At 68.5% G+C, this 13,063-nt stretch carries 10 protein-coding genes and 1 pseudogene; 5 read left to right on the top strand and 6 right to left on the bottom strand.

Features of this window, described 5'->3' with window-relative positions; genetic code table 11:
* Window positions 1-50: 50 nt before the first annotated feature.
* From ABD830_RS53210 to ABD830_RS53190, 5 genes are read right to left on the bottom strand one after another with little or no spacing between them, the layout of a single operon-like run.
* On the bottom strand, window positions 51-1,469 hold the full coding sequence (locus ABD830_RS53210; RefSeq protein WP_345003282.1) for a cellulase family glycosylhydrolase: 1,419 nt from the start codon (window positions 1,467-1,469) through the stop codon (window positions 51-53).
* Window positions 1,470-1,489: 20 nt separating this feature from the next.
* A complete protein-coding gene (locus tag ABD830_RS53205; RefSeq protein WP_345003281.1) occupies window positions 1,490-2,341 on the bottom strand; it encodes an ABC transporter ATP-binding protein in 852 nt (283 codons plus the stop codon).
* Window positions 2,338-4,062, bottom strand: a complete 1,725-nt coding sequence (locus ABD830_RS53200; protein WP_345003280.1) for a dipeptide/oligopeptide/nickel ABC transporter permease/ATP-binding protein — start codon at window positions 4,060-4,062, stop codon at window positions 2,338-2,340. The genes ABD830_RS53205 and ABD830_RS53200 overlap by 4 nt, the downstream gene beginning before the upstream one ends.
* Window positions 4,059-5,051, bottom strand: a complete 993-nt coding sequence (locus tag ABD830_RS53195) for an ABC transporter permease (RefSeq protein ID WP_345003279.1) — start codon at window positions 5,049-5,051, stop codon at window positions 4,059-4,061. The genes ABD830_RS53200 and ABD830_RS53195 overlap by 4 nt, the downstream gene beginning before the upstream one ends.
* Window positions 5,052-5,062: 11 nt before the next feature.
* A complete protein-coding gene (locus ABD830_RS53190; protein WP_345003278.1) occupies window positions 5,063-6,628 on the bottom strand; it encodes an ABC transporter substrate-binding protein in 1,566 nt (521 codons plus the stop codon).
* Window positions 6,629-6,887: 259 nt separating this feature from the next.
* On the opposite strand from ABD830_RS53190, the gene ABD830_RS53185 reads away from it, so the two are divergent.
* From ABD830_RS53185 to ABD830_RS53175, 3 genes are read left to right on the top strand one after another with little or no spacing between them, the layout of a single operon-like run.
* Window positions 6,888-8,051, top strand: a complete 1,164-nt coding sequence (locus ABD830_RS53185; RefSeq protein ID WP_345003277.1) for an ROK family transcriptional regulator — start codon at window positions 6,888-6,890, stop codon at window positions 8,049-8,051.
* Between the two features lie 31 nt (window positions 8,052-8,082).
* A complete protein-coding gene (locus tag ABD830_RS53180) occupies window positions 8,083-10,521 on the top strand; it encodes a glycoside hydrolase family 2 protein (protein ID WP_345003276.1) in 2,439 nt (812 codons plus the stop codon).
* A complete protein-coding gene (locus ABD830_RS53175) occupies window positions 10,518-11,360 on the top strand; it encodes a LacI family DNA-binding transcriptional regulator (RefSeq protein ID WP_345003275.1) in 843 nt (280 codons plus the stop codon). The genes ABD830_RS53180 and ABD830_RS53175 overlap by 4 nt, the downstream gene beginning before the upstream one ends.
* Here ABD830_RS53175 and ABD830_RS53170 read toward each other — a convergent pair.
* Window positions 11,347-12,333, bottom strand: a complete 987-nt coding sequence (locus ABD830_RS53170; RefSeq protein WP_345003274.1) for an ROK family protein — start codon at window positions 12,331-12,333, stop codon at window positions 11,347-11,349. The two genes, ABD830_RS53175 and ABD830_RS53170, sit on opposite strands and share 14 nt — an antisense overlap.
* 166 nt (window positions 12,334-12,499) lie before the next feature.
* Between ABD830_RS53170 and ABD830_RS54605 the strand changes: the two genes are divergently transcribed.
* Both ABD830_RS54605 and ABD830_RS54600 read left to right on the top strand, forming a co-directional pair.
* Window positions 12,500-12,817, top strand: coding sequence for a transposase domain-containing protein (locus tag ABD830_RS54605; protein WP_425567282.1), 318 nt, complete (start codon window positions 12,500-12,502; stop codon window positions 12,815-12,817).
* A pseudogene (locus tag ABD830_RS54600) lies at window positions 12,709-13,035 on the top strand (site-specific integrase); the annotation flags it as partial. The gene ABD830_RS54605 and the pseudogene ABD830_RS54600, both read left to right, overlap by 109 nt.
* Window positions 13,036-13,063 lie beyond the last annotated feature (28 nt).

The following is a 13,063-nucleotide window of genomic DNA, read 5'->3' as shown; positions in this document are numbered from 1 at the left end:
GGGCTGGGCCTCGGCACGTCAGCCGAGGCCCAGCCGGCTGGCAGTCATGATCAGGCGTAGGGATCCTGGGTCAGCAGGTGCGCCTTGTACCCCTCGCCGATTCCCGGCTCAGGCGTTCCGTTCCAGTCCTTGATGAGCACACCTCCTTGGGTGCAGCCCCACGGGTTCCACGTCCAGGCGAGGTACGACAGGCCGTGCGTGTCGGCCCACTTGGTGAGCGCGTCGACGTAGTCGTAGCCGCAGTTGTCCGCGCCCATCTCGCCGATCACCACGGGCACCTGCGCCGCGAGCGGGGCTATCTCCGTGTTCCAGCAGTCGACGGCGGCACACCGGTTGAAGCTGTAGGAGTGCCAGGAGGCGACCAGGTTGCCGGTGGGGTCGTGCGGCTTGTACTGCGTCCACTCGCGAAGGTCGTTGGTCCACTCGAGCCCGCCGACCATGACGATGTTCGTGGCTCCGGTCGATCGGACGGCGTCGAGCATGCTCTGCATGCCCGCGACCTCATAGCTGAAGCCGGCGCAGGTGCCTCCGTCGCGCAGGCACCGCCAGCCCGCCTCTCTGTCGACGGTGCCGAATTCCGGCCACGGCTCGTTGAACAGGTCGAAGACCACCGCGTTGTTGCCCTTGAAGGCGTTGGCCACGCCGGTCCAGAATCGCGGGGCGTTGCGAGCGGACGGGATCGGCTTCTGGCAGGTCGCGGTCACGTCCTTGCACGCCCAGTCGACGCCGGTGAACTCTCCCCAGGTCCAGTGGAGGTCGAGGATGGGCGTGATGCCGTTGGCGACCAGGAGGTTCACGTAGTCCTTGACCTGCTGCTGGTATGCGGCGCCGCTGGGCGAACCGTTGGTGCCGAGCCAGCACTCCTCGTTCAGCGGGATGCGGAGGGCGTGGATGTTCCAGGTCTTCATCGCGTTGACGGAGGTCTGGTCGACCGGCCCGCCGTCCCACATCCCCTTGCCCTGCACGCAGGCGAACTCGCCGCTCGAGCGGTTCACGCCCAGCAGCCGGTACGGCTTGCCCTGCGCAGTAACGATCTTGTTGCCCTGGACGTGCAGCTGCGGAGCCGGCGTCTTGGGCGGGTCGATGATGGTGCCGTCGCACTTCACCCCGTTGACGGAGATAGAGGCGGGTACGGGATTGGCGTCGCTCCACGAACCGTTGAAGCCGAGGCCCACCGAGCCCTTGGTCGCAACCTCGCTGTTCCAGCTCAGGCTCTTGGCGGTGACGTGGGTGCCGGACTGGGACCAGTCGGCGCTCCAGCCCTGATTGACGCGCTGGCCGGCGGCGGGGAAGTCGAACTCCAGAGTCCACGTTGTCAGGCGGTCACCCAGGTTGGTGAAGGAGACTTCGGCTCCGAATCCACTTCCCCATTGGCCGGTGACGGTGTATTTGGCCGTGCAGCCGGTGGCGGCGGTCGCCGCCGGGCCGGTGACGAGCCCGGCGACGGTGAGGGCGGCAGTCGCCACCACGGATAAGATCGTGCGAACTTTCATCGGGGGGTGTCCTCTCTGTGGTCGTACGGCGGTGCGGAGCCGGCGGCGACCACGTCCGCCGGGTCGAAATCGAAGGTGCGGCCGCGCGCGTCCGGGTCGGGTGAGGCGGCGGCCAGCAGCTTGGTGTAAGGGTGGCGCGGATCGAGGATCACCTCATCGGCCGGCCCCCGCTCCACGACCCGCCCTCGGTAGAGCACGAGCATGTCGTCGGCGAAGTGCCGCGCGGTGGCCAGGTCATGGGTGATGTAGAGGATGGCGAGATCCTCCTCCTGCTGCAGCCGGGCCAGCAGGTTGAGCACGTCGAGCCGGATGGAGACGTCCAGCATGGACACCGGCTCGTCGGCCACGATCACCTTCGCGCCGGGTGCGAGGGCGCGGGCGATGGCCACCCGCTGGCGTTGCCCGCCGGAAAGCTCGTGGGGGCGGCGCTGCGCCAGCTCCTCCGCCGGCAGGTTGACGCGCTCCAGCAACCGCGCGACCTCCTGCCGGGTCTCGGCCCGTGTCCGCGCCCGGCCGTGCAGTCTCAGCGGCCGGGCCAGGTGGTGTTCGACGGTGTGGAAGGGGTTGAGCGAGGCGAAGGGGTCCTGGAACACCATCTGCACGTGGTCGCGGTAGTCGCCGCTGCCTGCGCCGTTCAGGACGACCGTGCCGGACGTGGGTCGCTCCAGGCGGGCGATGATCCTGGCGACCGTGGATTTGCCCGAGCCCGACTCGCCGACGAGTGCGGTGGTGCGGCCGGGTGTGAGCGTGAAGGAGACATGGTCCACCGCCCGCAGCCGCGTACGGCGCATGCCGTCGCCGCGCACGCGGTAGTCCTTGACCAGGTCCGCTACCTCGAGAGTGGTCACCGGGCACCTCCCGATCGCACGAAGGCGCCGCGGTCGCCGGTGAGGCTGGGGAAGGAGCCGAGCAGGCGCCGGGTGTAGGGGTGGCGTGGCTGCTTGTGGATCTCCTCGGCGCTCGCGCACTCGACGATCTCGCCGTGCAGCATGATCGCGATTCTGTCGCTCACCTCCAGGAGGAGGGGGAGGTCGTGCGTGATGAACACGACCGCGAAGCCCAGCTCGTCCCGCAAGCGCAGGATCTCTTTGAGGATGCCGCGCTGGACGACGACGTCGAGGGCGCTCGTCGGCTCGTCCATGATCATGATCTGGGGTTCGAGGAGGAGCGCCATGCCGATCATGACCCGTTGCCGCATGCCTCCGGAGAGCTCGTGCGGGTAGGAGCGCAGCCACCTAGGGTCCACCCTGACCAGCTCCAGCGCCGTGGCGCAGCGGGCCCGGCGCTCGGCCGCCGACAGTCGGGGCAGGTGGGTGGTGAGCACGTCCTCCAGCTGGGCGCCGACGGTCATGACGGGGTTGAGCGAGTCCATCGCCCCCTGGAACACCATGGAGAGCTTCGCCCATCTGAAGGTACGCAGCTCGTGCGGCGGCAAGGCGAGGACGTCGACGGCTGTGCCGGCGCGGTCGTGGAAGGCGACCGTGCCGGAGGTGATCTCCGCCGGCGGCCGGTGGAGCCGGCTGATCGCATAGGCGAGGGTGGTCTTGCCGCTGCCCGACTCGCCCGCCAGGCCCAGGATCTCGCCTCGCCGTACCGTCAGCGAGATGTCCTTGACGGCCTGTACGGGCCGTTCGCCCCGGTAGGTCACCGACAGGTTGGCCACGGTGAGAACGGCGTCGTCGGCGGCCTGGTCGACACGCCCCGCCTCCTGGCGGCGCGTATCCGCCAGGCGGGCGGCCGGAATCCGGAGCTTCGGGTTGATGATCTCGTCGATGCTGAAGTTGATCAGCGCCAGGCCGCAACCGAGCAGGGCGATGATGATGCCGGGCGGCGCGAACCACCACCACGCGCCGAGTTGCAGCGCGAAGCCGTTCTGCGCGTAGTAGAGCATGGTCCCGAGCGTGGCGGAGTTGGATGCGCCCAGGCCGAGGAAGGACAGGCCGGCTTCGCTGAGAATCGCGGCGATGACCGCGAACACGAACTGGGAGGCCAGCAGGGGCAGGAGGTTCGGGAGGATCTCCACGCCGATGATGCGCCACGGCCGCTCCTTGGCCACGCGGGCGGCCAGGACGTACTCCCTGTTGCGCAACGACAGCGTCTGCGCGCGGAGCACGCGAGCCGAGCCGGCCCAGCTGGTGATCGCGAGCACCAGCGCGATCGTCCACCAGCCGCGTTGCTCCGCCGGGACGAAAGCGGAGATCACGATCACCAGCGGGAGCCCGGGGATCACCAGCATCACGTTGGACAGCAGCGAGAAGGCCTCGTCCACCAGACCACCGGCGTAGGCGCCGACGATGCCGAAGAGCGCCGACAGCAGTGTGGCCATGACGCCCACGAGCGCGCCGATGACGAGCGAGCCCCGGGTGGCGTAGGTGATCTGGGACAGCACGTCCTGGCCGGTCTGGGTGGTGCCCAGCAGGTGCTCCCCGCCCGGCGGCGTCAGCCCCATGTCGTTGATCGCGTCCGGGTCGCCGGCGAGGAGCGGTCCGACCACGCCGATGGCGGCGATGACCCCGATCAGGATCAGTCCGATCACGAATTTCGGGTCCCGCCGGCTGATTGCCGTCATGTGGCCGCCCCCGCTCGCGTCCGCGGATCGACGATGCTGTAGAGCAGGTCGACCACCAGGTTGGCGCCGAGGACGGCGACCGTGATGACCAGGAAGATGCCCTGCATGAGCGCGTAGTCGTTGTTCTCAACAGCCTGCAGGAGCTTGGAGCCGATGCCCGGATAGGAGAAGACCTGCTCGGTGACGACCGAGCCGGCCACCACGAACCCCAGTGAGATGGCGAATCCGGCGATGGAGGGCAGTGCCGCGTTGCGGGCCGCGTACCAGACCATGATGCGCCGGTTGCGCAGTCCTTTGGCGACAGCCGTACGGACGTAGTCCTCCGCCATCGTCGAGACCATCATGTTGCGCATGCCCAGCAGCCAGCCGCCGATCGAGGAGATCACGATTGTCGCGGCGGGGAGGATGCCGTAGTACACGGCCGAGGCGAGGAACTCGCCGCTCCAGCCGGGGGTGAGGTTGACGTCGTAACCACCCAGCAGCGGGAACCAGCCGAGCGCGGAGGAGAAGACGGCGACCAGGACGAGGGCCAGCCAGAAGTACGGCACGGCCGACAGCACCGTGGTCGCGGGCACCAGCGAGTCCAGCCAGGTGCCCCGGCGCCAGCCCACCAGCGCTCCCAGCGTGATGCCGGTCAGCACTGACAGCACGGTCGCCAGGCCGACCAGGACGACGGTCCAGGGCAGCGATGCGGCGATGACCTCGGAAACGGGAGCCGGGAAGGAGCTCACGGATATGCCGAAGTCGCCGCGGGCCATGTTCCTCAGGTAGAGCAGGTACTGGGTGAACAGCGGCTCGCCGGTGTCGGTGCCGAGCATCAGCTCGTAAGCGCGGCGCGCGGCGGGGTCGACTCCGCCGCGCTGCTGCGCCTTGGCCAGCAGGATGGTGACCGGGTCACCGGGCATCATGCGGGGGATGAGGAAGTTCAGGGTCACCGCCGTCCAGAGGGCGACCAGGTAGAAGGCGATCTTGCGCAGGTAGTACAGCATCGGTCACGCGCTCATTTCCCGGTGGGCTTGAGCCGTCGGAAGATCTCCGAGTTATCCGGCGACTGCCAGGCGGCCGGGAAGGCGTAGAGATCTTCCTTGGTCGGCCAGCCGGTGAACTTGGTGGCGTTGTAGACGCTGATCGTGCCCTGGGTGAGCAGCGGGATGTACGGCATGGCCTGTTCGATGCGGGTCTGGATGGTGTCGAACTGCGGCTGCCGTGCGGCGGTGTCCTTCGGGTCGATCTTCTTGAGCGCGGCGATGGCGGCGTCGACCTGGGGATCGGTGAAGCGGCTGACGTTCGTGCCGGCCTGCTTGCCGACCTTCTCGGTGGTGTCGGAGCCGTAGAAGTAGCTGTAGACGTAGAACGGGTCGGCGGCCGGGCCCTGGGAGAGGGAGTCGATGATCAGCTCGTAGTCGCCGCGCCCGCGGGCGTCGGACCATTCGTTGAAGGACAGCTGCTGCGCGGTCACCTTGATGCCGGCCTTCTTGAGCTGCTGGGAAAGCGCGTTGACCGCGGTGATGTAGTCGGTCCAGCCGGAGACGGTCTTGAGGGTCAGCTGCAAGGGCTTGCCGTCCTTGGCGTAGATGCCGTCGGCCCCCTTGGCGTAACCGGCGCCCTCCAGGATCTGCTGGGCCCTGGCCTCGTCGGGCTGCATCGGCGCGACCTTGTTCTGCAGCCGACCGGAGATGAACGCCTGGTCTCGTTCCAGCAGGGCAAGGCTGGGCGAGATCTCGCTGGAGGTGTTCTCGAAAGCCAGCGCGTTGAGCTGGGTCCGGTTGACGGCGTAGTAGATCGCCTGGCGGACGGCGGGGTCGGTCTGCGGTCCCTTGCAACCGAGGTCCGGGTTGCTGCAGGTGTCCAGCACCATTTGGTTCACCGGAGTGATGATGACCTTGTAGCCGGGGTAGGCCTGCTCGGCGTTCTTGACATTCGGCACGGGCCCGGTCTGCCAGTCGATCTGGCCGGCCCTGATCGCCGCTGCTCCGGCCTGGTTGCCTGACAGCGACAGGACGCGGACGCGCTTGATCGCGGGTTCCCCGCCCCAATGGCTCGGGTTGGCCTTCACCGTGTATGCCTGCGGCTTGACGTCGTCCTCAAGGTAGGGCCCGGTGGCGACGGGGTTGCGCATCTGGGCGGTCGTGGGGTCGGCCACGGACTTCCACACGTGCTCAGGCACGATGTAGATGCGGCCGAGAAGCTGCGGACCGTCCACGAACGACGGCTCGTCGAACTTGACCGATACGTGGGTGTCGTCCACCGCGGTCGCCTTGCCGCGGTAGCCGGTGGTGTTCAACGCCTTGTTCTTGGCGAGCAGGTCGAGCGTGAAGACCACGTCCCTGGAGGTGAACGGCTGGCCGTCGGACCATTTCACGCCTTGGCGGAGCGTGATCGACAGTTGCGTGCCATCGGCGTTCCACGAGAACTTCTGGCCCAGCCGTGGCTGGGGGGGATCGGCCCGAGCGGTGTTGTAGAAGAAGAGGGGCTCGTAGATCGGCCCGGTCGACGGGCTGCCCGGGGTGAAGGGATTGAAGTTGACCTGCATGTCGCCGGTGGCGCCCGTGTAGATCACGAGCATCGGCGGTGCCCCCGTGGCCGCCGGTGCCCCGGTCGATCCTCGCGGTGAGCTGCCGGACGAGGAACATCCGGTGATGGCTAAGGCCAACGCGGCCAGCCCGGCCCCGGCTCTCATGGTTAGTGCATTCCTCACCGACATCACGCGGAGTCCTCTCGAGCGGTGATGTAATTGTCGGCGCGCCGATTCCGATTGTTAACTCAGCAACTTAAGTAAGTCAACAGCGTCTGTACCCTCGCAGTGTCGAGCGGATGGAGGGCCCATGAACGCAGCAGCCAAGACCAAGCCGCATGCGAGCAGCAAGGCTGTGGTCCTGGACGCCATCAGAGCCGCGGGTACGATCAGCCGGGCCGGCCTGGTCGGAGCCACCGGGTTCACCGGCCCGACGATCACTGCCGTGGTCCGCAAGCTCATCGAGGAGGGCCTGGTCGTCGAGTCCGGCCGCGCGGAATCCACGGGTGGCAAGCGGCGGATCCTGCTCCGACTCGATCACTCGGCCAGGTACGCGGTTGGCGTGCACCTCGATCACGGCGGCATGGTCTACGTCCTGACGGATCTCGCCGGCGCCGTCGTCACCCGGATGGCCAAGCCGGGAGTGGGAGTGGAAGAGCCACGCGCCGCGGTGGAGGCCATGGCCCGGGAGATCTCCGGGCTGATCGACAGCGCCGGTGTGGAGCGCCATCGCGTGCTGGGAGTCGGGGTGGTCTTCGCGGATGCGGGATTCCCCCTCTCCGAGTCGCTCGAGCAGGCGACCGGTCTGCCCGTGGTGCTCGACAACGACGCCACGGCCGCGGCCCTGGGCGAGCACTGGGCCGGCGGATTCGGGGGTGCTTCCGCCGCCGCCGCGCTCTATCTGGGCACCAGGATCAGCGCGGGCCTGGTGATCAACGGCATCACCTATCGCGGTCCCGGCGGGAAGGCGGGCGACCTCGCGCATGTCTGTGTCGAAGCGGACGGTCCGAGGTGCCGGTGCGGTGCCCGAGGCTGCCTCGATGTGCTGGCCGGTCCCGCCGCGGTCGTCGCGGCGGCCCGTGCGGACCTGCTCGTCCCCATGCTCCGCTCGCGAGAGCCTTCGGTGGCGGCGGACTTCGCCGCCCTCAGTCGCTCGGCGCGCAGGGGCGAGCCGAGGGCGCTGGCCTTGCTGGAACGCTCCGCCCGCTACATCGCGGCGGCGGCCAGGACGCTCTCCGCGATCATGGATCTCCAGGTGCTCGTGCTGACGGGCCCTGGATTCTCCATCGCGGGTTCGGTCTATCTCCCGGTGATAGAGAAGGAACTGTCGCCCGCGGTGGACGTGCGGCTCTCGCGGCTGGCCGCCACGGCCTCGGCTGTGGGTGCGGCGGCGCTGGTGCTCGAGTCGGAGCTGGTACCTCTCAGCCTGGGGGCCCGGTTGCCCGAGAATCTGAGCTCGGAGGCGATCCATTGACTTTCTTTAATTCACTACGTAAGAAAGGTGCGTGACTTTAGTTGAGGGCTGGCGGCTGCGCGCCGTGGACGGGCCGGTGCCGAAGTCCATCGCAGGCCGGGAGGTGGACGCCCGCGTACCGGGCAGCACACACCTCGATCTGCTCGAAGCGGGACTGATCCCGGATCCCTATCTCGACCGGAACGAAACACTCCTCTCCTGGATGCATCACACCGACTGGTGTTACTCCACCACCTTCCAGTCGACATCCGCCCGCCCGGGCGAGCGGGTGGACCTCGTCTTCGACGGGATCGACACGGTGGCGAGCGTCCACTTCAACGGCGAACTCCTCGGACATACCGCCAACATGCACCGCGGCTTCCGCTTCGACGTGGCCGGCCTCCTGCGTGACGGCCCGAACGAGCTGGTGGTCAACCTCCGCTCGGCGCTGCGCCACGCCGAGGAACTGGAGGCGAGACTGGGCCGACGCCAGCGCGCATACCCCCACCCCTACAACGCGATCCGCAAGATGGCCTGCTCGTTCGGCTGGGACTGGGGCCCCGATCTGCAGACGGCGGGCATCTGGAAGCCGGTGCGCCTGGAACGCTGGGACAGCGCCCGTCTGGCGCAGGTACGCCCGCTGGTGACGGTGGACGAGGATGGCACCGGACGCGTCGAGGTCCACGTGCGGCTCGATCGAGCCAGAGACGACGCCTACACCTTGGTGGCCAGGGTGGGCGGCCACGAAGCCCGGACCACCGCGTCCGGGGAATCGGCCGTGCTGACCGTGCTCGTGCCTCAGGCCCGGCTGTGGTGGCCGGCCGGCCACGGCGATCAGCCGCTGTACGAGCTGACCGTCACCCTGCTGGACCGCGACAACCCGGTGGACGAGGTACGGCGGCGCCTCGGGTTCCGCACGATTACCGTGCACACCGAACCGGACGAGGTCGGCACGCCGTTCACCTTCGTCGTCAACGGCAAGCCGATCTTCGCCAAGGGCGCCAACTGGATCCCCGACGACCATTTCCTCACCCGCATCACCCGCGAGCGGATCGCCCAGCGCGTCGACCAGGCCGTCGGCGCGCACATGAACATGCTGCGGGTCTGGGGCGGCGGCATCTACGAGAGTGACGACTTCTATGACGTCTGCGACGAACGCGGCATCCTGGTCTGGCAGGACTTCCCCTTCGCCTGCGCCTTCTACGCCGAGGAAGAGCCGCTGTGGAGCGAGGTCGACGCCGAGGCGCGCGAGAACGTCGCACGACTGACCAGCCACCCTTCACTCGCGCTGTGGTGCGGCAACAACGAGAACCTGGTGGCGTACACCGACTGGCCCGGCTGGCGTGACAGCCTGGAGGGCCGCACCTGGGGGCAGGCCTACTACACCGAACTGCTGCCCGGGATCGTGGCCGAGCTGGATCCCACCCGGCCGTACGCGCCCGGCAGCCCGTTCAGCCCCGGCACCCTGCCGCCCAACGATCCCGACCATGGCACCCGGCACGAGTGGGCGGTGTGGAACGTCGTGGACTACGTCCATTACCGCGACCACATTCCCCGCTTCTGCGCTGAGTTCGGGTTCCAGGGCCCGCCGGCCTCGGCCACGGTGGCCCGCTGGATCCACGACGAGCCGCTGACGCCGGCTTCCCCGGTGTTCCTGCAGCACCAGAAGGCCGTCAACGGCGACCACAACCTCGATCGGGGGCTGCGCCCGCACCTGCCCGTCCCCGGCACGTTCGCCGACTGGCACTGGGCGACGCAGCTCAACCAGGCAAGAGCGGTGGCGCTGGGTGTCGAGCACTTCCGCTCCTGGTGGCCCCGGACGGCCGGTGCGCTGGTGTGGCAGCTCAACGACTGCTGGCCGGCCATCTCGTGGTCCGCGGTGGATTACGAGGGGCGGGCCAAGCCGCTCTACTTCGCCCTCAGGCACGCCTTCGCGCCCCGCCTGCTGACCCTCCAGCCCAGAGACGGTCGCTGGGTCCTGGTCGCCGTCAATGACCATGACGAGCCATGGCGGACCGTGGCGACTGCATCCCGCCAGACGTTCGACGGCGAGGAACTGGCCGGACGGCAGCTGGAGCTCGCCGTACCGCCTCGATCGGTCGCGCCGGTCGAGCTGCCGGGTGAGCTCCTGAAGCCGGATGACCAGACCAGGGAGGTGCTCACGATCGTGACAGGCGAGGGCACGCGTCTGTGCCATCTGTTCGCCGAGGACCGCGATGTCGCCTACGATCCGCGGCCGTTGACCGGCACTGTTCAGCCTGTCGACGGCGGCTACCGTGTCGAGGCGCGAGCCACCTCCTTCGCACGTGACGTCGCCCTGCTGGCAGACAGGGTGATACCCGACGCCGTGGTCGACGAGATGCTGGTGTCGTTACCGGCGGGGGCGTCGCAAGTCTTCCTCGTGCGCACGCGTTCGGTGCTGGAGTGGCCGGATCAACTGGCCGCCCCAGAGGTGCTGACCAGCGCCAACGGGTTGAGTGCGGTGACATGAGCATCGCCGACGCGGTTGGCCTCGTCCTGGCAAGACCTTCCCGGCTCCTGGGCGCCGAGCCGTTCTTCATGGAGTTCATCGCGGGCATCGAAGAGCGGCTCGCAGAACACGACCGGTCTGTGCTGCTGCACGTCGTGACCACACACGAACAGGAAGTGGCGGCATACCGCCGATGGGCCGCCCACCGCACCGTCGACGCCGTCGTGCTGGTGAACAGGGCCGTTCACGACACCAGGCCTGCCGCCCTGCGGGAGCTGGGCATACCCGTCGTGGTGGCGGGCGAACCGGCCGGTGACGCCCCCACCGTGCGGACCAACGACGAGGGCGCGGTTCACCAAGCCGTCTCCCATCTGGATGATCTCGGTCATCGCCGGATCGCACGGATCAGCGGTCCGAACACCCTGCTCCACACCCGGACCCGCACCAGGGCACTGCTCCAGGCCGCGGGTGCGGCAGGTATCGAAGCGATCGTCGAGGAGGGAGACTATTCGGAGGAGTCGGGCGCCAAGCTGACGGAGATGTTGCTGAACCGGCCGGATCCTCCCACAGCGATTGTCTACGACAACGACCTGATGGCGGTCGCGGGGCTCAACGCCGCAAAAGAGCTGGGTGTCCGGGTGCCCCACGAGCTCAGCCTGATGGCCTGGGACGACTCCAGCCTGTCCCGGCTCACCTCGCCCGCGCTCACCGCCATGAGTCTGGACGTCCACCTCTTCGGGCAGATGGTGGCGGATTCGACGCTGGATCTCATCGCAGGAGCACCTGCGGCGGATCGATGGTGCCCGACTGCCACCCTCGTCACCCGGGAGACCAGCGCGCCCGCCCTCACCGCGAGGTGAAGAGGCTCTGGAGGCTCACGGCAGCGGCGCCGCGTGCCCATTCCTCGAACGGCAACGGCCGGATGACCAGCGGACACTTTCCAGCGGCGCCGAATGCCTGCGCGGTGAAGGTCTCCCTGATGTGTTCCTCGAACAGGTCGTACGCGGCCAGCCCCTCGCCGGTGACGACGACCTTCTGCGGGCCGACCAGGTTCACCATTGCCGCGAGACCTCGCCCGATGGCTCGCCCGGCGATCGCGAAGACCTCCCGTACAGCCGGATGCCCGGCATGGGCCAGATCAACGGCTCCGGGAAGATCGATCCCTATGTCGCGGGTCACCGCCCGCGCCTGCGTGACGATCGCCGGTTCGGAGGCGATCGCCTCCAGGCAGCCCCGCCCCCCGCAATAGCAGGCCGGTCCGGAGGCTGAGACCGGGATATGCCCGATCTCGCCTGCGACACCGTATCCACCCGTGACCAGAGCGCCGTTGATCACCAGGCCGCAGCCGATGCCAACCCCTACGGTCACGACGGCGAACGTGGTCGTGCCGACCCCCTCGCCAAACCACTGCTCGGCCACGGCGAGGGCATTGACGTCGTTCTCGACCGTCACCGTCAACCCGGTGGCAGTGGCGGCGAGGTCGGCAAGCGGTACGTCCTGCCACCCCATGAAGGGGCTGTAGCGAACCAGGCCGCTCGCCTGGTCCACGTCGCCGGCGACCGAGATGCCCAGGCAGTGTGTCTGCTCGCCTCCACCGGCCAGATCGGTCACGACCTGCGCAACGGCCTCCACCACGGCGGGCACATCCTTGGTCGCGAGGGGCAGGTGCCTCGCGCTCCGAACCTGAGCGCGAAGGTCGGTGAGCACCGCGATCAGCTCGGTCTCAGTGATCTTCACACCGACGAAGTGCTCCCGGTCGGCCCGGACGGCCAAGGGCGCGACCGGACGCCCCAGACGGGCGCCGGTGCGGCCATCGCTCGGGAGTTCGTCCAAGTATCCGGCCTCCAGGATGGGTCTGGCGACCTGGGTGACCGCTGCGGACGAAAGTCCGGTGATTTTCGCGATGTCTCTTCGGGAGATCGGCCCGTGGATAAGAACCGTGGTGAAGACCGCGGTCGCGGCGGGCGTGGTAGTCACCGGATGTGGGCGCATATGAGTCATAAGGCTATCCCTGCTAGCCCAGCTCACCCGGCAGGTGCCGTTCGAAATGGTCGACGAGGTGCCGGCCGAGACGGGTGGGATGCAGGCACGGGTGCGGGCGCTGCCGTCGCGGGTGGTGGTCTACCTGCTGCTGGCCGGATGTCTGTCCGCGGAGTCGGGGTATCAATCGCGGCGCCGGGACGCGCCGGAAGCGGGCGGGAGACGGGCGTGGACGACGACGGACAGGCGCTGTCGGCACCGGCGGTGGGGGAGCGGCCGCCTATTTTCGCGCTTCCAGAAAATGGCGGCACGCATACCGTCGCCGACTTCACGTTGAGCGCCCGGACCCAGGCGCGGATCGCCGACGGCGTGCCGGCCAACACCCGCCGCGCCTACGCCCGCCAGTGGGCGCTCTTCACCGCCTGGTGCGCTGCCCACGGCCGGATCGCGCTGCCCGCCACCCCCCACACGCTGGCCGAATACACCTCCCAGCTGTGTGAGGCCGGACGGGCCCCGGCCAGCATTGAGCAGGCCATCGCCGCGGTGCGCACCATGCACCGCCTGGCCGGGCACAGGTCATCAT

The sequence above is a fragment of the Nonomuraea helvata genome (assembly GCF_039535785.1).
Lineage (GTDB): Bacteria > Actinomycetota > Actinomycetes > Streptosporangiales > Streptosporangiaceae > Nonomuraea > Nonomuraea helvata.
This window is presented reverse-complemented; position numbering and strand designations above follow the sequence as displayed.